The organism is Curtobacterium sp. WHRI 8282, assembly GCF_040223925.2.
GTDB lineage: Bacteria > Actinomycetota > Actinomycetes > Actinomycetales > Microbacteriaceae > Curtobacterium > Curtobacterium flaccumfaciens.
Genome location: NZ_JBEHCD020000001.1, coordinates 521,549 through 541,150 on the forward strand (window position 1 = coordinate 521,549; position 19,602 = coordinate 541,150).

At 72.5% G+C, this 19,602-nt stretch carries 18 protein-coding genes; 11 read left to right on the plus strand and 7 right to left on the minus strand.

Annotated features, from left to right (window positions below; genetic code table 11):
- The first annotated feature begins 321 nt into the window (after positions 1-321).
- The gene (locus tag ABRP24_RS02540; RefSeq protein ID WP_349847663.1) at positions 322-1,581 is read left to right on the plus strand and encodes an Nramp family divalent metal transporter; all 1,260 of its coding nucleotides are present in this window, start codon (positions 322-324) and stop codon (positions 1,579-1,581) included.
- A gap of 30 nt (positions 1,582-1,611) precedes the next feature.
- On the opposite strand, the gene ABRP24_RS02545 is transcribed toward ABRP24_RS02540, so the two are convergent.
- Both ABRP24_RS02545 and ABRP24_RS02550 read right to left on the minus strand, forming a co-directional pair.
- Complete coding sequence (locus ABRP24_RS02545; RefSeq protein WP_027466755.1) at positions 1,612-1,914, minus strand: DUF427 domain-containing protein; 303 nt, start codon at positions 1,912-1,914, stop codon at positions 1,612-1,614.
- A 42-nt stretch (positions 1,915-1,956) separates the two neighbouring features.
- Positions 1,957-2,562: a hypothetical protein gene (locus tag ABRP24_RS02550; protein ID WP_244993276.1), complete on the minus strand. Its 606-nt coding sequence runs from the start codon at positions 2,560-2,562 to the stop codon at positions 1,957-1,959.
- 91 nt (positions 2,563-2,653) lie between these two features.
- On the opposite strand from ABRP24_RS02550, the gene ABRP24_RS02555 reads away from it, so the two are divergent.
- The 4 genes from ABRP24_RS02555 to ABRP24_RS02570 all read left to right on the plus strand — a co-directional run bounded on the left by ABRP24_RS02555 (position 2,654) and on the right by ABRP24_RS02570 (position 4,951).
- Positions 2,654-3,292, plus strand: a complete 639-nt coding sequence (locus tag ABRP24_RS02555; RefSeq protein ID WP_027466757.1) for a GNAT family N-acetyltransferase — start codon at positions 2,654-2,656, stop codon at positions 3,290-3,292.
- A gap of 101 nt (positions 3,293-3,393) precedes the next feature.
- Positions 3,394-3,876, plus strand: a complete 483-nt coding sequence (locus ABRP24_RS02560; RefSeq protein WP_349847662.1) for a hypothetical protein — start codon at positions 3,394-3,396, stop codon at positions 3,874-3,876.
- A gap of 132 nt (positions 3,877-4,008) precedes the next feature.
- The gene (locus tag ABRP24_RS02565) at positions 4,009-4,581 is read left to right on the plus strand and encodes a DUF1684 domain-containing protein (protein ID WP_111191902.1); all 573 of its coding nucleotides are present in this window, start codon (positions 4,009-4,011) and stop codon (positions 4,579-4,581) included.
- 10 nt (positions 4,582-4,591) lie between these two features.
- Positions 4,592-4,951: a GntR family transcriptional regulator gene (locus tag ABRP24_RS02570; RefSeq protein WP_250899017.1), complete on the plus strand. Its 360-nt coding sequence runs from the start codon at positions 4,592-4,594 to the stop codon at positions 4,949-4,951.
- Positions 4,952-5,113: 162 nt separating this feature from the next.
- On the opposite strand, the gene ABRP24_RS02575 is transcribed toward ABRP24_RS02570, so the two are convergent.
- The gene (locus tag ABRP24_RS02575) at positions 5,114-5,947 is read right to left on the minus strand and encodes an endo alpha-1,4 polygalactosaminidase (protein ID WP_349847661.1); all 834 of its coding nucleotides are present in this window, start codon (positions 5,945-5,947) and stop codon (positions 5,114-5,116) included.
- A gap of 288 nt (positions 5,948-6,235) precedes the next feature.
- Between ABRP24_RS02575 and ABRP24_RS02580 the strand changes: the two genes are divergently transcribed.
- Both ABRP24_RS02580 and ABRP24_RS02585 read left to right on the plus strand, forming a co-directional pair.
- Positions 6,236-7,846 carry a DEAD/DEAH box helicase gene (locus ABRP24_RS02580; protein ID WP_027466761.1) on the plus strand — a complete coding sequence of 537 codons (1,611 nt, stop codon included), beginning with the start codon at positions 6,236-6,238 and terminating at the stop codon, positions 7,844-7,846.
- Between the two features lie 251 nt (positions 7,847-8,097).
- Complete coding sequence (locus ABRP24_RS02585; RefSeq protein WP_027466762.1) at positions 8,098-8,301, plus strand: CsbD family protein; 204 nt, start codon at positions 8,098-8,100, stop codon at positions 8,299-8,301.
- 87 nt (positions 8,302-8,388) lie between these two features.
- Here ABRP24_RS02585 and ABRP24_RS02590 read toward each other — a convergent pair whose 3' ends face one another.
- Positions 8,389-8,931 (minus strand): NUDIX hydrolase family protein, encoded by a 543-nt coding sequence (locus ABRP24_RS02590; protein WP_027466763.1) that lies wholly within the window; start codon positions 8,929-8,931, stop codon positions 8,389-8,391.
- A gap of 73 nt (positions 8,932-9,004) precedes the next feature.
- Between ABRP24_RS02590 and ABRP24_RS02595 the strand changes: the two genes are divergently transcribed.
- Positions 9,005-9,625 (plus strand): alpha/beta hydrolase-fold protein, encoded by a 621-nt coding sequence (locus ABRP24_RS02595; protein WP_349847660.1) that lies wholly within the window; start codon positions 9,005-9,007, stop codon positions 9,623-9,625.
- A 71-nt stretch (positions 9,626-9,696) separates the two neighbouring features.
- On the opposite strand, the gene ABRP24_RS02600 is transcribed toward ABRP24_RS02595, so the two are convergent.
- Positions 9,697-10,371 (minus strand): PadR family transcriptional regulator, encoded by a 675-nt coding sequence (locus ABRP24_RS02600; RefSeq protein ID WP_027466765.1) that lies wholly within the window; start codon positions 10,369-10,371, stop codon positions 9,697-9,699.
- Positions 10,372-10,531: 160 nt separating this feature from the next.
- On the opposite strand from ABRP24_RS02600, the gene ABRP24_RS02605 reads away from it, so the two are divergent.
- Positions 10,532-15,289 carry a DEAD/DEAH box helicase gene (locus ABRP24_RS02605; protein WP_349847659.1) on the plus strand — a complete coding sequence of 1,586 codons (4,758 nt, stop codon included), beginning with the start codon at positions 10,532-10,534 and terminating at the stop codon, positions 15,287-15,289.
- 92 nt (positions 15,290-15,381) lie between these two features.
- Positions 15,382-16,161, plus strand: a complete 780-nt coding sequence (locus ABRP24_RS02610; RefSeq protein ID WP_110859462.1) for an Fpg/Nei family DNA glycosylase — start codon at positions 15,382-15,384, stop codon at positions 16,159-16,161.
- Here the strand turns inward: ABRP24_RS02610 and ABRP24_RS02615 are convergent.
- A complete protein-coding gene (locus ABRP24_RS02615) occupies positions 16,152-17,066 on the minus strand; it encodes a LysR family transcriptional regulator ArgP (protein ID WP_110859461.1) in 915 nt (304 codons plus the stop codon). The genes ABRP24_RS02610 and ABRP24_RS02615 overlap by 10 nt on opposite strands.
- A 69-nt stretch (positions 17,067-17,135) precedes the next feature.
- Here ABRP24_RS02615 and ABRP24_RS02620 point away from each other — a divergent pair, with 69 nt between their 5' ends.
- Positions 17,136-17,867: a LysE family transporter gene (locus tag ABRP24_RS02620; protein ID WP_349847658.1), complete on the plus strand. Its 732-nt coding sequence runs from the start codon at positions 17,136-17,138 to the stop codon at positions 17,865-17,867.
- Between the two features lie 111 nt (positions 17,868-17,978).
- Here the strand turns inward: ABRP24_RS02620 and ABRP24_RS02625 are convergent, their stop codons facing one another.
- The gene (locus ABRP24_RS02625) at positions 17,979-19,454 is read right to left on the minus strand and encodes an amino acid permease (protein ID WP_349847657.1); all 1,476 of its coding nucleotides are present in this window, start codon (positions 19,452-19,454) and stop codon (positions 17,979-17,981) included.
- Positions 19,455-19,602 lie beyond the last annotated feature (148 nt).

Here is a 19,602-nt window from a genome sequence, read left to right on the forward strand (position 1 = left end):
GCCGAGCGGTCTCCAACCGTCGCCCGACCGCGTCGCAACCGTCAGGTTGCGACCATCCGACGCGAAGCAAGCGACGAGTCGTGACCAGCCACCAGCCGGGAGGCGCGTGGCGGCGCCGCCACGGGCCTCCTGTCCGCCTTCTGCGAGCGGTCACGACACCCCGCGCACCTCGGCCGAGCGGTCACCGACCGTCTGCTGGCTGCGTCCCAGCCGACGAGTCCTGACCACCCGACACACGCACGCTCGAGCGGCGACCGGCCAGCACCACGACACGACGAATAAAAAGATTCGGTGAGCCGAATTCTCTGGCAGGATCGGTGCATGACCGACACTGCCGGCCCCCGGCTCGACGAGAACCCATCCGGTGCCCCGCGTCGTCGCGCAGCCGGGCTCACCCTGCTCGGCCCGGCCTTCGTGGCGGCCATCGCGTACGTCGACCCGGGCAACGTCGCCGCCAACCTGACGGCCGGCGCCGAGTACGGGTACCTGCTGCTCTGGGTGCTCGTGGCCGCGAACGCCAGCGCCGTGGTGGTGCAGTACCTGTCCGCCAAGCTCGGGGTGGTGACGGGCAAGTCGCTGCCCGAACACCTCGGCCTGCGGATGCGACGAACCCCGCGCCTGCTGTTCTGGGGCCAGGCCGAGATCGTCGCCGCCGCGACCGACATCGCCGAGGTCATCGGCGGCGCGCTGGCGCTCTACCTGCTCTTCGACCTGCCGCTCGTGGTCGGCGGGATCATCACCGGGCTCGTCTCGATGCTCCTGCTGACCCTGCACAGCCGCCGGGGCACGCGCCTGTTCGAGACCGTGGTGACGGCGATGCTCGCGATCCTGACGGTGGGCTTCTGCGCCGGGCTGCTGTTCGCCAGGGTCACACCGGCCGACCTGGTCGCCGGGCTCGTGCCGCGGTTCGAGGGCGCGGGGTCGGTGCTGCTCGCGGCCTCGATGCTCGGGGCGACCGTGATGCCGCACGCGGTGTACCTGCACTCGGCGCTCGCCCGGGACCGCCACGGGGACGTCCCCGCCGGGCCGGAGCGTCGCCGGGTGCTCGTCGCGACCCGGTGGGACGTCGGGCTCGCGCTGATCGTCGCGGGTGGGGTGAACATCGCGATGCTCGTCCTCGCCGCGGCCACCCTGCCCGGAGTCGCGGGCACCGACTCCATCCCCGGTGCGCAGCGCGCCATCGCCGAGAACGTCGGCCCGGTCGTCGGGGTGCTCTTCGCCGTGGGCCTGCTGGCGTCCGGCCTGGCCTCGACCTCGGTGGGCTGCATGGCCGGCGCGGAGATCATGAAGGGCCTGTTGCACGTCCGGATCCCGCTCGTGGCCCGGCGCGCGATCACCCTGGTGCCCGCGATCGTGCTGCTCGCGCTGAACGCCGACGCGACGATGCTGCTCGTCGTCAGCCAGGTGGTGCTGAGCTTCGGGATCGCCTTCGCGATCGTGCCACTGGTGGTCTACACGTCGCGACGGAGCGTGATGGGGACCGACGTGAACGCCGCGCCCACCCGCGTGGTGGCGTGGGTGATCGCGGCGGTCATCGTGGCGCTCAACGTCGCACTGATCGTGCTCACCCTGACCGGCTGAGGCGCAGCCGGTCAGGGTGACGGGCGGTCGTCACTCGACGACCTGGACGTCCTTCCAGAACGCGACGTAGCCCGAGTAGTCCTTGCCGACGCGGTCGAACGACGACGGGATCGGCGTCGGGTACGACCACGCGCGGTCCTGCAGCGCCTGTCCGTCGACGTTCACCGTGAAGTACTGGGTGTCGCCCTTCCACGGGCAGTGGTACTGGGTGGGGCTCTCGGTGAAGAGCTCGGTCTTCACGCTCGACGGCGGGAAGTACCAGTTGCCCTCGATCTTGATGAGGTCCTCTTCGGGGGCCTCCGCGATCACCGTGTCGCCGACGACTGCCTTCATGGCGTTGCTCCTTCGCTCGCTGGTTCCGTGACGGGGCGAACGCTACGCGCGCTCCCCCGATTCCCGCAGGACGGTCAGGTCCGGGCCCGCGGCGAGCGCCGCGTGCACGTCGTCACGGCTCAGGACGGCGGCTCCCTCGGACGCGCTGACCAGGTGCCGCACGGCCCGGCGCAGCCCCGTGTACGCCGCGCAGGCCGCGGCGGCCTCGGGTGAGGTGTGGTCGATGCCGACCTCGGTGAGCGCGTCGACGACGGCTCCCGCGGCGAGCAGGTCCTCGACGGCGAAGTCGGGTGCGTCGGCGACGTCGACGGACTCCCCCGCCGCCTCGGCCGCGTCGTCGAGGGCCGCGGTGTGGTGCAGCCCGGCGGCCACGATCGCGACGACGCACCGGTCACCGCGTGCGGCCTGGAGGCCCGTCACCCGTTCCGCCACCGCCGCCGCGTTGCCGAGGTGGCCGAGCACGACCTCCGGACCCTGCGGCAGCTGGGCGGTCACGTTCCGCAGCGCGCGCCGCTGTGCGGCGGCATCGGGAGTCGGCGGCAGGGCGTCGACCCAGACGAGCAGGTGGGTGCCGTGGGCGATGCGAGCCGCACCCCCAGGACCCCACGCGAACCGGACCTGGTACTTCTCCTGGGTGCGTTCTGCCACGTCCGTCACGATAGCCGCCCGGGCGATGCTGTCCCTCTCCACAGGGTCGCTGTCCGACCGGGTTCCACCAGGGTCGTCGACCCTAGGATGCATGGTCATGGAGATCGCCCCCGTACCCACCCTGACCGGCGACCGTGTGACGCTCGAGCCCCTCGGGCAGGAGCACGCGGAAGACCTGCGGGCGGCGGTCGCGGACGGCGATCTGTGGCGCACCTGGTACACCTCGGTGCCCGCCCCGGCACAGGTCGAGGCCGAGATCGACCGGCGGCTCGCCGAGCACGAGGCCGGCCGTATGGTGCCCTTCGCCGTGCGGGACCGCCCGACCGGCCGGGTGGTGGGTGCGACGACCTTCATGAACATTGACTCGGGCAACCGCCGTGTCGAGATCGGCAGCACGTTCCTGGCCAGGTCCGCGCAGCGATCGGGGATCAACACCGAGTCGAAGCTGCTCATGCTGTCGCACGCGTTCGAGGCGTGGCAGTGCATCGCGGTCGAGTTCCGCACCCACTGGCACAACCTGCAGTCCCGAGCGGCCATCGCGGGCCTCGGCGCCAAGCAGGACGGCGTGCTCCGGAACCACGCGATCGGCCGTGACGGCACCCTGCGCGACACCGTGGTGTTCTCCGTCATCGCGTCGGAGTGGCCGGCGGTCCGCCTCTCACTGGCCGAGCGGCTCCGGCGGCACGACCGCGCCGAGGGGTCCCGCCGTCGGTCGGCCCGGCACGCCTGAGGCGTCGCGCCAGCGTCGTCGCGCCAGCGTCGTCGCGCCGGCATCGTCTCGCCCGCCGAGCCACGGCGCGCCGTCCAGCCCGCGGGCGTAGCGTCACCGCCATGCACGTCGGCCTCCGGATCGTCCTCGATGCGCCGGTCGACGCCGTGCGCGATGCCCTGCTGTCCCCGTCCGTGATGGTGGCGGTGACGAAACCGTTCCTGGCGTACCGCTCGCTCGACCCCCGGGGCTTCCCGGAGCGCTGGGAGCCCGGGCACCCGCACCCGATCACCGCGGACGCCTTCGGCCTGGTGCCGAGCGGCGACACGCACGTCGACCTCGACCTGTACGAGGTCCGGGGAGTCCCCGTGCAGCGCGACAACGGCGGCGGCACGTCCGGGTTGTTCGGGCGGATGACGATGTCGCACCGGATGGCCGTCGTCCCCGCGCCGGGTGGCCGGACCCTGCTGCTCGACCGCCTGACCTACCGGATGCGACCGGCCGTCCTCGGGCTCGCCCTGTGGCCCGGCATGTGGGTCATCTGGCAGTGGCGGGCGTTCCGGATGCGCGCCCTCGCGCCCAGCTGGCGGACCGACGGCGAGTGACGTGACGCGGGTCGGGCCTCCCGTCCACCGCGGAGCGGGCGTAGCCTCGACCACGTGAGCCAGACGCGCCCCCAGGAGCCGACGACCGACGACCGCGTGCGCAGCACGCTGGCGACGACGGATTGGCGGCGGATGACGTTCGACCTGTACCGCCGCGTCCGCGCCACCCCGGACCCCCAGACGGCGCACGCGCTCTGGCGCGAGACCCGGGACGCGATGTTCGCGGAGCACCCCGCGTCGCCGCTGCTCGACGAGGACGCCCGCGACTTCGAGTCCCTGCCGGTGCCGGACTACGACCCCGCGTGGCGGTTCCAGGTGCGCATCGAGGCCACGGAGCCCGCCGAGTTCGACTTCGAGACCGGCACCGACGGCATCGTCCACTTCGACCGGCTCGGCCTCGTGCGGGTCCCCGGGGTCGGCACGCTCGACGTCTGGAAGCACGGCGGCTACGCGGGCGGGGTGTTCGTCCCGGTCAAGGACGCCAGCGCCGGCAAGGCCCGCGGCACCTACGGCGGCGGACGCTACCTGCTCGACACCATCAAGGGCTCGGACCTGGGCGGCGACGACCTCGGGTCGCTCGTGCTCGACTTCAACTTCGCGTACAACCCGTCGTGCGCGTACGACCCGGCGTGGGCGTGCCCGCTCGCGCCTCCGGGCAACACCGTGCCGGTCCCGATCCCCGTCGGCGAGCAGTACGACTTCTAGGGTGGAACGCATGACAGGACTCGTCGCCCTCGACGTCGGTGGCCGCGTGCCGCCGTTCGAGCAGGTCCGATCGCAGATCGCCGCGCAGATCACCGCCGGGTACCTGGTGGACGGCGAACGGCTGCCGAGCGTGCGTGGACTGGCGGACGAGCTCGGGCTCGCCGCCGGCACCGTCGCGAAGGCCTACCAGCTGCTCGAGGAGGCCGGACTCGTGCACACCGCACGGGGCGCCGGCACCCGTGTGGTGCGACCGGCGGCGGTACCGGACGCGGTGGCCGATGCCGCTCGTGCCCTGGCCGCTGCGGCCCGCTCGGCGGGGCTGTCGGCGGACCAGGCCGCGACCGCGTTGCGGGAGGCCTGGCCGGCGTAGCGCTGGCGGGCGTGCGGGCGCGGGTGGCTGGCTGGCGCAGGTGACTGGCTGGCGCTTCCGGGCGTACCCGGTCGTTCCGGCGTACCTGGTCGGAAGTTCTGACCCGGTACGCCCGATCCGACCAGGCATCGCAGGCGTTCTGGGAAGGACCGTTCCGAGCGCTCAGCAGTGCTCGTAGACGTACCCGTCGTCCGTCGGGGTCACCAGGTCGCGGTCGCGCAGGATCGTCATGGCCGGACGGCTCTCCAGCCCGCAGACCGACGCCCACGAGCCCTCGAGCGTGTCCGAGTACTCGACGTCGATGACCCGTCCGCCGTAGGCCTTCGTGTACGCGGCGCACTCCCGGTACTGCACGCACTCCTCGGCGACGACGAAGTCGAACCCGGTCTGCTTCCTGCCGGACGCCCCGAGCTGCGGGGTGTTCTTCTGCCCCACGGCCAGGCCGTGCCGGTGTCCCTCGGCGACGAGCGACTTCGCGAGCGCCAGGTTGCCGGCACGGGTCAGCCGCTTGCCGCTCCGGGTCCACGAGTCGAGGTTGTCGAACTCCACCGCGTCGAACCCGCGGTCACCGCAGCGGGCGACGCTCTTCGCGAGCACCTTCGTGATCAGGGCACGCTTCGCCGCGGTCCGGGTGTCGAGGAGCATCTCGTCCGGCCACCCCGGGTCCGAGACCGGCTTTCCCGCACGGTCGCGGAGGATCGCCGACGGGTACGACTTCTTCCACGTGCTGGCGGCCTCGGGCTGCGTCTGGAATCCGTTGACGTAGCAGATGTTGTACTTGCCCTTCGCCGGGCGGTCGGTGCTGTCGCGCTCGACGATCGTCACGCCGGAGGGCGGGGTGTACCCGCCGCCGAGCTGGTAGTCCACGCGACCCGAGGTCGGCAGGTTGCGGTAGCTCCCGGCCGCGCTGGTCGTGGCGGCCTCGGCGCAGCCGGCGGCGCCGAGGACGGCCACCAGGGCCATCGCGGTGGTCAACAGGACGGATCGCGTGCGCACCCCGGAATCCTCGCACGCCACGGGCGAACGACCCTGCCCTCGCCGTTCCGGGGATGTGCACGCTATGCTGGTCGTACTCGAGGCGCCGATCGCCTCGTGCGTCGTACGGACGCCCCGAACTCCCGACCAGCTGTCTCCAGACTCCGGTCGATGATCGAGCACCTCACGAAGGTGCCCAGGCTTCTCTGCTGCGGCGACTGCGCCAGCCACATCCGTTGGCGCGCATCCCGCCCGCGCGCTGCCTCAGAGCGCGCCCACAGCCGGACTGCTCCGGCTCGAAAGGTCACCATGACCACCGAAGACATCCGTTTCTCCGACCTCGGCGTCCCCGCGCCGATGGTCTCCGTCCTCGCCGACCAGGGCAAGGACATGGCGTTCCCCATCCAGGCGGACACCCTCCCGGACTCCCTGCAGGGCAAGGACGTCCTCGGCCGCGGCCGCACCGGCTCCGGCAAGACCATCGCCTTCGCGATCCCGCTCGTCGCCCGCCTCGCCGCCAGCGGCCGCAAGCGCCGCGCCGGCCGCCCCCGCGCCCTGGTGCTCGCGCCGACCCGTGAGCTCGCGACGCAGATCGACGTCGCCCTCGCCCCGCTCGCCAAGGCCATGGGCCTCAACACCACGACCATCTTCGGTGGCGTCGGTCAGGGTCGTCAGGTCGACGCCCTGCGCGGCGGCGTCGACGTCGTGGTCGCCTGCCCGGGTCGCCTCGCCGACCTCATGCAGCAGGGCCACGTGAACCTGGGCGACATCGAGGTCACCGTCCTCGACGAGGCCGACCACATGGCCGACATGGGCTTCCTGCCCGGCGTGACCAAGATCATGCAGGCGACGCCCGAGAACGGGCAGCGACTGCTGTTCTCCGCCACGCTCGACAACGGCGTGGACAAGCTCGTCAAGAAGTTCCTGCACAACCCGGTGATGCACTCCGTCGACGAGGCGAACAGCCCCGTCGAGGCGATGACCCACCACCTGTTCGAGGTCGCCGACGCCGACGCAAAGAAGCACCTCGTGAGCGCCCTCGCCTCGGGCAACGGTCGCCGCATCCTCTTCATGCGCACGAAGCACCACGCCAAGCGCCTGGCCAAGCAGCTCAGCAGCCAGGGGATCCCGGCCGTCGACCTGCAGGGCAACCTGTCGCAGGGTGCCCGTGAGCGCAACCTCGCGAAGTTCTCCTCCGGCGAGGCCCTCGTGCTCGTCGCCACCGACGTCGCCGCCCGCGGTGTGCACGTCGACAACGTCGAGCTCGTCGTGCACGTCGACCCGCCCACCGAGCACAAGGCGTACCTGCACCGCTCGGGCCGCACGGCGCGTGCCGGTTCGTCCGGTGACGTCGTCACGGTGACGATGCCCGCCGAGCGTCGCGACGTCGCGCAGATGATGCGTGCTGCCGCGATCAAGGTCACCCCGCAGCACGTCACGGCGACCTCCCCGGCCGTCACCGCGCTCGTCGGCGAGGTCGCTCCGATCCGCCACGTCGCCGAGGAGCAGCCCACCCAGCAGCGTCAGCCCAAGCAGCGCTCGGCCGAGTCCGCCGGTGACGGCGGCGGTCGTCGCCGTGGTCGCGGCGGTCGGTCTGGAGGCGCGGCGCAGCCCGCGCGCTCCGGCTCGGCTGGCGAGTCCGCCGGTTCGGCCGGGGGCCGTCAGGGCCGTCCGGCCCGTGGCGCACGGACCGAGGGTGCCGGGCGCTCCGGTGCCGCGGCCGCCGGTTCGACCGGTGGTCGCCGCAGCGGCGGCAACCGTCGCTCGGGCAGCAGCGACGTCGTGCGCGGCGGCTCGTCGGCCGTCTGGTCGTCCGAGGGCGGCTACGCCGCGGGTCGGTCCGGCAACGAGTCGGGCGGCAACCGTCGTGGTGGCTCGCGCCGCGCCTCCCGTCCGGCCGGCGCTGCCGACCGCCACTGACCCACGCGGTCTGACCCGCGCGGCCTGACCCCGTCGGGCTGAGCTCGTCAGTGCGCGCAAGACACCGGTGTTCACGTTTCGAACCCCCGCATCCCGCGGCGTGTTCCGTGAACACCGGTGTTTTGCGTCCGGGGACGGGCGAACCTTGGCGGGGGCTGGGGGTGGGGTACTCCGCCGGGCGTACGGTCTCACTCACCGGATGCCGCGCAAGCGGCTGACGGGGAACACGTCCGCTTCTGGAAGGAGTGCCTATGGCTGGCATCGATGACATCAAGAACGCCGCTGAGAAGGCGGCAGGCAAGGTCAAGGAAGCCGCCGGCAACGCGACCGGCAACGACCGGCTGAAGGCCGAAGGCCAGACCGACCAGGGCAAGGCCTCGGCGAAGCAGGGCGTCACCGACGTCAAGGACGCCGCGCACGGCGTCGCCGACAGCTTCAAGGACGACAAGCACTAAGCCGGTTCGCGACCGCGCTGCGAAGCCCCCGGATCCGATCGGATCCGGGGGCTTCGTCGTGCGCGGGGCGTGGACGCCCCGATCGGGCTAGTGCAGGGCACCGACCGATGCCAGGCCGGCCCGCAGCAGTGCGCCGCGACCGCCTTCCATCTCGTCGGCGACGGCGTCGGACGCGGCTTCCATCGGGCTCATCCACGTGAGCTCGAGGGCGTCCTGCCGGGGCTCGCACGTCCCCGTGACGGGGACGACGTAGGCCAGCGAGATCGCGTGCTGCCGCTCGTCGGTGTACACCGAGGCGCCGGGCAGCGGGAAGTACTCGGCCACGGTGAACGGCGTCGGGCTCGAGGGCAGCTGCGGGAACGCCATCGGCCCGAGGTCCTTCTCGAGGTGGCGGAACAGCGCGGTGCGGATCGACTCGCCGAACATCACCCGGCCGGACACCAGGGTGCGGGCGATGAGACCGCTCGGGGAGACACGCAGGAGCACGCCGACCTCGGTCACGACGCCGAGGCCGTCGGTGCGGACGGGGACCGCCTCGACGTAGCAGATCGGCAGACGACGGCGGACGTTCGCGAGCTCCTCGTCGGACAGCCAGCCGGAGTCGGGGTCGGGGGTGCGCAGCGAGGACATGCACCGTGTCTACCAGGGACGGCGGCGAGTTCGGCGGAAGGCGCGGGAGTTGGGGATGGTTAGCGTTGTCCACATGATCGATGCGAACCTGGTGCAGTGGACACGGAGTGCCGCCGACCGGAGGGGCACACCCCTGCTCGTGGCGATGCACGGGGTGGGCTCGAACGAGCACGACCTGCTCGGGCTCGCCCCCGCGTTGCCGCCCGCGTGGACCGTCGCGTCGCTCCGCGCGCCGATGCCGTGGGGGCCCGGCTTCAGCTGGTACCCGCTCGGCACGCCCGGCTCCCCAGCGCCCGAGGCGGTCGACGCCGCGGCCGCCGAGGTGCTCGACTGGATCGACTCCGTCGCCACCGACCACCCGCGGATCGGGCTGCTCGGGTTCTCGCAGGGCGGCTCGATGGCGCTCCAGCTCCTGCGCGCCCGGCCCGCGGCGTTCGCGTTCGCGGTGTCGCTGTCGGGGTTCGTCGTGCCCGGCGTCACGGACTCCCGCGACGAGGCCGTGTCGGCCGTGCGACCACGGGTGTTCCTCGGGCACGGTGACCTCGACCCGGTGATCCCGCCCGAGGCCACCGCCCGGACGCAGGCGTGGGCCGCAGCGCACACCGACGTGACCGACCGTTCCTACGCGGGCTTGCCGCACGCCGTGTCGACGGCGGAGCTGGCGGACGTGGCGGCCTTCGTCGACGCGGTGTAGGCGCACGACGACGGACAGGAGGCCCGGTGCCAGCTGGCACCGGGCCTCCTGTCCGTCATGGGTGACGTCCGTCAGTCGGCGAGGATCTGGAGCAGGTCCTTGCGGAGCTGGTCCACCTTGGCCGTGGCGGCCTTGGCCTGTTCCTCGGTCGCGGTGCTGCGGTACATCTGCAGGACGCCCATGGTCTTCCGCAGCGCCTCGAAGAACTCGCGCTGGGCGTCCGGGATGCCCGGGGCCCCGTCGAGTGCCGCAGCGATCTCGTCAGCCTTGGCCTCGGTCTCGGCCTTGCCGGCGTCGGTGAGCTCGAAGAGCGTCTTGCGGCCGTCGCCCGACGAGACCACGAGGTCTTCGTCGACGAGCTGCTGGAGCGTCGGGTAGACCGAGCCGGGGCTCGGCTTCCAGGCGCCGCCGGTGCGCTCGGCGATGGTCTTGATCACGGCGTACCCGTTCTGCGGGCCCTCGGCCAGCAGACCGAGGATCGCGAGGCGGACGTCACCGCGGCGACGGCGTTCGCGGCCGAAGCCGGGCCCGCCGAAACCGGGGCCGAAGCCCATGCCCGGGCCGAAACCGGGGCCGAACCCGCGACCACCGAAGCCGCGGCCGCCGTGGTCGTGGTCACCGCGGTCACGGCCGGGGAACCCGGCGCCGTGGTGCTGCCGCGCGCCGCCGAAGCGGGGGCCGCGCGGGCCGAACCCGCGCTGGTCGCGGGGGGACGTGTTGCTGTCGTCGTCATACGAGGGGCGCATGAGGAGTCCTTTCATCGTGCTGAGTCGGCTCGCGACCGGTCTGACCTGATCGTCTTCGTCGTATCGCGATGTGTTTACGATAGATCGGTAACTATCGCTCTGTCAAGGGGTACGTGCGCTCGGCCTGCTGTCGGTGGTGGCGGGCAGGATGGGACGGACCATGACGGACGTCTTCGAGCGCTTCTCCCCCGCGACCACCGAGTGGTTCCGCGGCGCCTTCGACGCACCGACGCCGGCACAGGCCGGGGCGTGGGACGCCATCTCGACCGGGCAGCACGCACTCGTGATCGCCCCGACCGGCTCCGGCAAGACCCTGGCGTCGTTCCTGTGGTCGATCGACCGGCTCATCAGCGCGACGGACCGCCCGCCGGCGAAGCAGCGCACGCGGGTGCTCTACGTCTCGCCGCTCAAGGCCCTCGGCGTCGACGTCGAGCGCAACCTGCGGAGCCCGCTCGTCGGCATCACCCAGACCGCTCGGCGCCTCGGCACCGAACCGCCGGACGTCACGGTCGGGGTGCGCAGCGGTGACACCCCGTCGTCCGACCGCCAGAAGCTCCTGCGCCAGCCGCCGGACATCCTCATCACCACGCCCGAGTCGCTCTACCTGATGCTCACCTCGCAGGCACGCGAGACCCTGGTGAACGTCGACACCGTCATCGTGGACGAGGTCCACGCGGTCGCCTCGACCAAGCGCGGCGCGCACCTGGCCGTGTCGCTCGAGCGCCTCGACGACCTGCTCGACAAGCCCGTGCAGCGCATCGGGCTGTCCGCGACCGTCCGCCCGCCGGAAGAGGTCGCGCGGTTCCTCGGCGGCCGTGCACCGGTGACGATCATCGCGCCGCCCGCGCAGAAGACCTTCGACCTGCGGGTCGTCGTGCCCGTCGACGACATGACCGAGCTCGGGGCGCCGCCGGTCGGCGCGGACGCATCCGAGTCGCCGACGAACGGGTCGATCTGGCCGCACGTCGAAGAACGTGTCGTCGACCTGATCGAGGAACACCGCTCGACCATCGTGTTCGCGAACTCGCGCCGGCTGGCCGAACGGCTCACGGCGCGGCTCAACGAGATCCACGAGGAACGCGTGCTGGCCGCCGCCGGTGACGGCGTGCTGGTGCCGGCGGGGGCGTCCCCGGACGACGACGGGCTCCCCGTGGCGCGGGGTCGACCACAGTCTCCGGCCCGTACCTCGGCGCACGCCGTCGCGCCCCAGGGGGCCAAGCGACCGCCGGCGCAGCTGATCGGCGGGTCCGGGCAGACGGGTGGCGGGGGCTCGGACGCCTCCGTCCCGGTGCTCGCCCGCGCACACCACGGCTCGGTGTCGAAGGACCAGCGCGCGATCATCGAGGACGACCTGAAGTCCGGTCGGCTGCGGTGCGTCGTCGCGACGAGTTCACTCGAGCTCGGCATCGACATGGGCGAGGTCGACCTGGTCGTCCAGGTCGAGGCGCCGCCGTCGGTCGCGAGCGGCCTGCAGCGCGTCGGTCGCGCCGGCCACCAGGTGGGTGAGATCTCCCGCGGCGTGCTGTTCCCGAAGCACCGGGCCGACCTCGTCAACAGCGCGGTCACGGTCGAGCGGATGGTCACGGGTCAGATCGAGTCGATCTCGGTGCCGGCGAACCCGCTCGACGTCCTGGCGCAGCACACCGTGGCCGCCGGGGCGATCGACACCCTCGACGTCGAGCACTGGTTCGAGCTCGTGCGGCGGAGCGCCCCGTTCAGCGGCCTGCCCCGGTCGGCGTTCGAGGCGACGCTCGACCTGGTCACGGGCAGGTACCCGAGCGACGAGTTCGCCGAACTCCGGCCACGGCTGGTCTGGGACCGCGTGCACGGCACCCTGACCGGGCGCCCCGGTGCACAGCGACTCGCGGTGACGAGCGGCGGGACGATCCCCGACCGCGGCATGTTCGGCGTCTTCATGGTCGGCGAGAAGGCGTCCCGTGTCGGCGAGCTCGACGAGGAGATGGTCTACGAGTCGCGCGTGGGCGACGTCTTCGCCCTCGGTGCGACGAGCTGGCGGATCGAGGAGATCACCCACGACCGCGTCGTCGTGAGCCCGGCGTTCGGGCAGCCCGGACGCGTGCCGTTCTGGAAGGGCGACGGCATCGGCCGGCCCGCCGAGCTCGGCCGGGCGACCGGTGCGTTCGTTCGCGAGGTCGAGGGCGCCTCGGACGACGACGCCCGCGCCCGCGTCGCCGCCGGTGGGCTGGACGAGCGCGCGATCACCAACCTGCTGACCTTCCTGCGCGACCAGCGCGCGGCCACCGGTCACGTGCCGAACGACACCACGCTCGTCATCGAGCGCTTCCGCGACGAGCTCGGGGACTGGCGACTCATCCTGCACTCGCCCTACGGCATGCAGGTGCACGCGCCGTGGGCCCTGGCCGTCGCCGCACGGCTGCGCGAACGGCACGGCATCGACGGTGACGCGATGGCGGCCGACGACGGCATCGTCGTCCGCATCCCGGAGACCGACGCCGAGCCACCGGGTGCCGACCTGTTCGTGTTCGAGCGCGACGACCTCGAGGCCCTGGTCACCGACGAGGTCGGCGGCTCGGCGCTGTTCGCCGCCCGGTTCCGCGAGTGCGCGGCGCGCGCCCTGCTGCTGCCCCGACGGAACCCCGGGCAGCGGTCGCCGCTCTGGCAGCAGCGGCAGCGGGCCTCGCAGCTGCTCGAGGTCGCGCAGAAGTACCCGACGTTCCCGATCGTGCTCGAGACCGTGCGCGAGGTGCTGCAGGACGTCTACGACGTGCCCGCGCTGCTCGGGATCGCCGACGACATCGCCGGACGCCGGATCCGCCTGGTCGAGACGGAGACCGAGCAGCCGTCGCCGTTCGCCCGGTCGATCCTGTTCGGGTACGTCGCGGCCTTCATGTACGAGGGTGACACCCCGCTCGCCGAACGCCGGGCAGCGGCCCTGTCGCTCGACTCGACGTTGCTCGGCGAACTGCTCGGACGCGCGGAGCTGCGCGAGCTGCTCGACCCGGCGGTCATCACCTCGGTGGAGCGCGACCTGCAGCGGCTGTCGCCGGACCGCCGTGCCCGTGATGCCGAGGGACTCGTGGACGTGCTGCGGCTCGTCGGCGCGCTCGACCTCGACGAAGCGGTCGACCGGAGCTGGCTCGCCGACACCGCCGACCGTCCAGCGGCCACCGCCGAGCTGCGGAGCACGCTCCAGGTGTTGGAGCGGGACCGCCGGGTGCTCTCGTTCTCGCACGCCGGCGCGACACGCTGGGCCGTGATCGAGGACGCCGCCCGCCTGCGCGACGCCCTCGGGGTCCCGCTGCCGATCGGTGTGCCCACGGCGTTCGTCGAGCCCGTGGCCGACCCCCTCGGCGACCTGATCGGCCGCTACGCCCGGTCGCACGGACCGTTCTCCGCGCAGGAGGCCGCCGGTCGCCTCGGGCTGGGCATCGCCGTCGTGCAGGACACCCTGCGCCGACTCGTCGCCGACCGCCGGGTGGTGGAGGGCGAGTTCCGCCCCGACCGCCAGGGCGCCGAGTGGTGCGACGCCGAGGTCCTGCGACGGATCCGCACGAAGTCCCTGGCAGCCCTGCGGCACGAGGTCGAACCGGTCTCGCCGGACACCCTCGCCCGGTTCCTGCCCGCGTGGCAGCACGTGCAGACCCCCGGGACCCGCGGTGGACTCCGTGGCGTCGACGGTGTCCTGCAGGTGATCGACCAGCTCGCCGGGGTCGCCCTGCCCGCCAGCGCCTGGGAGACCCTGGTGCTGCCGTCCCGTGTCACCGACTACTCGACGAGCATGCTCGACGAACTCACCGCCACCGGCGAGGTCCTGTGGTCCGGCGGGGGGACCCTGCCCGGCAACGACGGCTGGGTGCGCCTGCACCTGGCCGACACCGCGGCGACGACGCTCGCCGAGCCCTCCGGGGACGAGACGACCGAGCTGCAGCGGGACGTGCTCGGTGCCCTGGCCGGCGGTGGCGCGTACTTCTTCCGGCAGCTGGGCCAGGCCGTGGGCAGCAGCGACGACCAGGCGCTCACCACCGCGCTCTGGGACCTGGTGTGGGCCGGGCAGATCACGAACGACACGTTCGCCCCGCTGCGCTCGATGCTCGGCGGCAAGGCGAAGAGCTCGAGTGCTCCGCGGGCTCGGGCCTACCGCGGCCGTCGGCGTCCGACGATGCCGACACAGTCCGGGCCGCCGTCCGTCGGGGGTCGCTGGTCGCTCCTGCCGCTGGCCGAGTCCGATTCGACCGTGCGGGCCGCCGCGACCGCCGAACAGCTGCTCGAACGCTACGGCGTCGTCACCCGCGGAGCCGTCCAGGTCGAGGGCGTCCGGGGTGGTTTCGCCGGGGTGTACCGGGTGCTCTCGCGGTTCGAGGAGTCCGGCCGGGCTCGTCGCGGGTACTTCGTCGAGGGGCTCGGTGCCGCCCAGTTCGCCACCGGCCCGACCGTCGACCGGCTGCGCACCTACGCCCGCGAACTCGGCGACGACGAGCGCGACGATCCGGACCGGAAGCGCGAGGCGCTCACGCTCGCAGCGACCGACCCGGCGAATCCGTTCGGGGCCTCGTTGCCGTGGCCGACGGGCGACGCAGACCACGATGTCGCAGCCGACGACGCCGAACCCGCCCCGTCGGGGACTGCGGTCGGCAGCGGCGTGAAGACCGCGCGGGGCCACCGGCCCGGCCGGAAGGCGGGCGCACTGGTGACGACCGTCGACGGCAAGCTCACCGTGTACGTGGAGCGCGGTGGCAAGTCGGTGCTGACATTCACCGACGACGCCGCGGACCTCGCTGCCGCCGCCGCCTCGATCGCCGGCATCGTCCGGACCGGGCTGCGGAAGCTCTCGGTCGAGCGGGTCGACGGGGACTTCGTGCTCGAGACGCCGCTCGGCGGCGCGCTCCGGGCCGCGGGGTTCACGGCGACCCCGCAGGGGCTGCGGCTCCGTGTGTGAGGCGAGCCGCGCCTCCCGGCAGTGCAGCGACCACGTGCCGGACGCGACCCGTGCCGCCCGGACGGGCTGCGCGCACCCGTCGGAGGTGACCTGTGCCTGAAGGCGACACCGTCTACCGGGCTGCCCGCCGCCTGCACACCGCGCTGGCGGGCAAGGTCCTGACGAAGAGCGACTTCCGGGTCCCCGCCTTCGCGACGCTCGACCTGGTCGGCCGCACCGTCGACGAGGTCGTCCCCCGCGGCAAGCACCTGCTGCACCGCATCGGCGACCTGACCGTGCACTCGCACCTGAAGATGGAGGGCCGGTGGGACGTCTACGCGCCCGGTGACCGCTGGCGACGCCCTGCGCACCAGGCCCGGGCGATCCTGGACGCCGAGGGGGTCTCCACCGTCGGTTTCGCCCTCGGGGTGCTCGAGGTCGTGCCGCGCGACCAGGAGTCCGAGGTCGTCGGACACCTGGGGCCCGATCTGCTCGGCCCGGACTGGGACGCCGACCTGGCGCTCGCCAACCTCACCGAGGACCCCGAGCGCCCGGTCGGGCTGGCACTGCTCGACCAGCGGGTGCTCGCCGGGCTCGGCAACGTGTACCGGAACGAACTCTGCTTCCTGCGCGGTGTGCTGCCCACGCGTCCGGTCGGGCAGGTGCCGGACCCGGCGCGGACGATCACGCTCGCGAGCCGACTGATCCTGGCGAACCGTGACCGCAGTGCCCGCGTCACCACCGGCGTCGACCGCCCGGGGCGACGCTTCTGGGTCTACGGTCGTGCCGGCAAGCCGTGTCTGCGGTGCGGGACCCCGATCCGGCACGGCGAACTCGGCGACTCGGAACTCACCCTGCGCGACACCTACTGGTGTCCGCGCTGTCAGACCTGACGCGCGGGGTGCAGGCGCGACGAGGCGGTCGCACGGACGGCGTCGGTGACCCGTTCGAGGAGCGGTGACGCCAGGTTCCAGCGCTGCCACCACAGCGCCACGTCGGCGTGCCGACCGGGGGCCAGCTCGACCAGGACGCCGCGGTCGATCGCCTCGAGGCACTGCGCCTCGGGCAGCAGCCCCCACCCGAACCCGAGCGTGACCGCACGGGCGAAGTCGGCGGAGGTCGGGACGAAGTGGCGCGGGCCTCCGGGAGCGTGACCGAGGACCTGCCGCAGGTACCCCTGCTGCAGGTCGTCGTCGCGGTCGTAGTCGACGAGCGGGACCTCGTCGAGCCGCCGGAGCATCCGCCGCTCGGTGCCGGTGTCGCCGAGGTAGCGGGCGACGAACGCCGGGGACGCCACCGCCCGGTACCGGTCGATGCCGAGCGGCACCGACGAGCAGCCCTGCACCGGATCCGCCTCGGCCGTCACGGCACCCATCACCGTGCCGGCGCGGAGCAGTTCGGCGGTGCGGTCCTGGTCCTCGCGGTGCAGGTCGAAGACCACCTCGGTGTCGGCTCGGACGAGGGCGAGGGCGTCGAGGAACCAGGTGCCGAGCGAGTCGGCGTTCACGGCCAGCGGGATCGACGGCACCACAGATGATCCGCCGCCGAGTGCTCGGGAGGTCTCCTCGTCGAGCAGCCGGACCTGCCGTGCGTGCCGGAGCACCACTGCGCCGTCCGCGGTCGGGCGCACCGGGGTGGTGCGCTGGAGCAGGACCCGACCGACCTGCTGCTCCATGGACTTGATCCGCTGCGACACCGCCGACGGGGTGATCGCCAGCGCGCGGGCCGCCGCGTCGAGCGTGCCGTGGTCGACGGCGGCGAGCAGCGTCTCGAGGTGCTCGCGCTGGAACCGGGTCATGCAGTTGAGCTTACGGCGCTGCAGGAACGTGAGCTGTACTACACCGGGGTCGGGCCTTAGCGTCGGACCGTGACCACGCTCCTGCCCCTGCTCTCCGGCCTCGGCACCGGCCTCGCACTGATCGTCGCGATCGGTGTGCAGAACACCTACCTGTTGCGCCTCGCCGTGAGCGCCGGGCTCCGGGTGGTGGCCGCTGCCGTCGTGGTGTGCGCCGCTTCGGATGCGCTGCTCATCGTCGCCGGGGTGCTCGGGGTCGGCGCCGTGGTCGAACGGTTCCCCGTGGCGCTCCTGGTGGTCCGGTTCGTCGGTGCCGCGTTCCTGCTCACCTACGGGGTGCTCGCGGCACGGCGTGCGCTGCGGCCCTCGGGGGACGCGATGCGCGTGGCCGACGAGGCGGCCGACGACGGCGTGGTGGGCGCCAGCGCGGGCGCGGGCGCGGGGGTCGGCGCGACCACCGGCGCGACGGTGGCGGCGGGGCGGACGCGCACCGCGCCTCCCGGCCAGGTGGTGACCATGCGGACGGCGGTGCTCACCATGCTCGTCTTCACGTGGGCGAACCCGCACGTCTACCTGGACACGCTGGTGTTCCTCGGGTCGGTGGCGAACCAGCAGGGCGCGGACGACCGGTGGCTCTGGACGATCGGTGCCGTCACGGCGAGCTGCCTGTGGTTCGGTGCGCTCGGGTTCGGCGGACGCCTGCTGCGGCCGCTGTTCGAGAAGCCGCTGACGTGGCGGGTGTTCGACGGGCTGGTCGCCGTCGTGATGCTCGCGTTCGGCGCGCTCCTGCTCGTCGGCGCGTAGCGGCGCGCGGCGGCGCGCGGCGGCGGCGGGCAGCAAAACACCGGTGTCCACACGTCGAACCGCGTTGTGCGGGTGTGCAACGTGCGAACACCGGTGTCTTGCGGAACCGCCCTACTGCATGCGCTGGCCGACGCGGCTGTGGCGACGGCTGTAGCCGAAGTAGATGACGAAGCCGATGACCAGCCAGACGACGAACCGGAGCCAGGTCTCGACCTCGAGGTTCAGCATCAGCCAGAAGCACAGCACCGCCGAGATGATCGGCAGCACCGGCGACCACGGCACGCGGAAGGCCCGCGGGGCGTCGGGCCGCGACCGGCGCAGCACCACGATGCCGATCGACACCAGGACGAACGCGGACAGCGTGCCGATGTTGATCATGCCCTCGAGCTTGTCGACCGCGGTGAACCCGGCCAGCAGCGCCACGACGACACCGGCGACGACCTGCACGCGGACCGGGGTCTGCGTCTTCGGGTTGGTCTTCGAGAACCAGCGGGGCAGCAGGCCGTCGCGGCTCATCGAGAAGACGATGCGGGACAGGCCGAGCAGCAGCACCATGACGACGGTGGTCAGACCGATCAGCGAGCCGATGGCGATGATGCCGGCGGCCCACGGCAGTCCGACGATGTTGAACGCCGAGGCCAGCGACGGCGTCTTCTCCTCCGCCAGGCGCTGGTACGACACCATGCCGGTGATGACGATGCTGACGCCGACGTAGAGCAGGGTCACGATGCCGAGGCCGATGAAGATGCCGCGCGGCAGCGTCTTCTGGGGGTTCTCGGTCTCCTCCGCGCTCGTGGCGACGACGTCGAAGCCGATGAAGGCGAAGAACACCAGGGACGCCGCGGCGAGCAGGCCGAAGACGCCGTACTGGGCGGGCTCGGCACCGGTGAACCAGGACACGAGCGACTGGGTCCAGACGCTGCCCTCGGCGCCCTTGGCGGGCTCGGCCGGCGGGATGAACGGGGTGAAGTTGGCGGCCTTGACGAAGAACGCACCGGCGACGATGACGAACACGACGATGGCGACCTTGATGACGGTGATGACCGCCGACACCCGCGAGGACAGGCGGGTGCCGAAGGCGAGGAGCACCGTGAAGATCCCGACGATGAGCACCGGACCCCAGGTGAACGGGATCGGACCGAGCTGGGTCGTGCTCGGCAGGCCGACACCGAACACCTTGAACGCTTCGCTGAGGTAGATGCCCCAGTACTTCGCGATCACGGCACTGGCCGTGAGGGTCTCGAGGATGAGGTCCCAGCCCACGATCCAGGCGAGGAGCTCACCCATCGTGGCGTAGGTGAACGTGTACGCGGAGCCGGCGACGGGGATCGTCGACGCGAACTCGGCGTAGCACATGATCGCCAGGCCGCAGGTGACGGCGGCGAGCAGGAAGGAGATGATGACGCCGGGCCCGGCGAAGTTCGCGGCGGCGTTCGCGCCGACCGAGAAGATGCCGGCGCCGACGGCGACCGCGATCCCCATCGCGGCGATGTCGAACGTCTTCAGGGAGCGTTTCAGGGACCTGCCCTGCTCCTCGGAGTCGGCCAGGGAGGCCTCGATCGACTTGATGCGGAGCTTCGTTGCCATGGGGTGGATCCCGTCATCGGCTGGCGGCGGACCTCGGAAGGGTACTGGTGTACCACTGTGTCACGCAAAGCGTCCGCCCGGACGGTCGCCGGGTCCGTCGACGGCCAGGAGGCCCGGCACCGGTCCGGCACGCACCGCTCGGTCGGCC

Excerpts from the sequence above, each read along its gene's own strand:
- ABRP24_RS02540 (WP_349847663.1), top strand. The coding sequence starts at position 322 with ATGACCGACACTGCCGGCCCCCGGCTCGACGAGAACCCATCCGGTGCC.
- ABRP24_RS02545 (WP_027466755.1), bottom strand. The coding sequence starts at position 1,914 with ATGAAGGCAGTCGTCGGCGACACGGTGATCGCGGAGGCCCCCGAAGAG.
- ABRP24_RS02555 (WP_027466757.1), top strand. The coding sequence starts at position 2,654 with ATGGTCATGGAGATCGCCCCCGTACCCACCCTGACCGGCGACCGTGTG.
- ABRP24_RS02560 (WP_349847662.1), top strand. The coding sequence starts at position 3,394 with ATGCACGTCGGCCTCCGGATCGTCCTCGATGCGCCGGTCGACGCCGTG.
- ABRP24_RS02565 (WP_111191902.1), top strand. The coding sequence starts at position 4,009 with ATGACGTTCGACCTGTACCGCCGCGTCCGCGCCACCCCGGACCCCCAG.
- ABRP24_RS02570 (WP_250899017.1), top strand. The coding sequence starts at position 4,592 with ATGACAGGACTCGTCGCCCTCGACGTCGGTGGCCGCGTGCCGCCGTTC.
- ABRP24_RS02580 (WP_027466761.1), top strand. The coding sequence starts at position 6,236 with ATGACCACCGAAGACATCCGTTTCTCCGACCTCGGCGTCCCCGCGCCG.
- ABRP24_RS02585 (WP_027466762.1), top strand. The coding sequence starts at position 8,098 with ATGGCTGGCATCGATGACATCAAGAACGCCGCTGAGAAGGCGGCAGGC.
- ABRP24_RS02590 (WP_027466763.1), bottom strand. The coding sequence starts at position 8,931 with ATGTCCTCGCTGCGCACCCCCGACCCCGACTCCGGCTGGCTGTCCGAC.
- ABRP24_RS02595 (WP_349847660.1), top strand. The coding sequence starts at position 9,005 with ATGATCGATGCGAACCTGGTGCAGTGGACACGGAGTGCCGCCGACCGG.
- ABRP24_RS02600 (WP_027466765.1), bottom strand. The coding sequence starts at position 10,371 with ATGCGCCCCTCGTATGACGACGACAGCAACACGTCCCCCCGCGACCAG.
- ABRP24_RS02605 (WP_349847659.1), top strand. The coding sequence starts at position 10,532 with ATGACGGACGTCTTCGAGCGCTTCTCCCCCGCGACCACCGAGTGGTTC.
- ABRP24_RS02615 (WP_110859461.1), bottom strand. The coding sequence starts at position 17,066 with ATGACCCGGTTCCAGCGCGAGCACCTCGAGACGCTGCTCGCCGCCGTC.
- ABRP24_RS02625 (WP_349847657.1), bottom strand. The coding sequence starts at position 19,454 with ATGGCAACGAAGCTCCGCATCAAGTCGATCGAGGCCTCCCTGGCCGAC.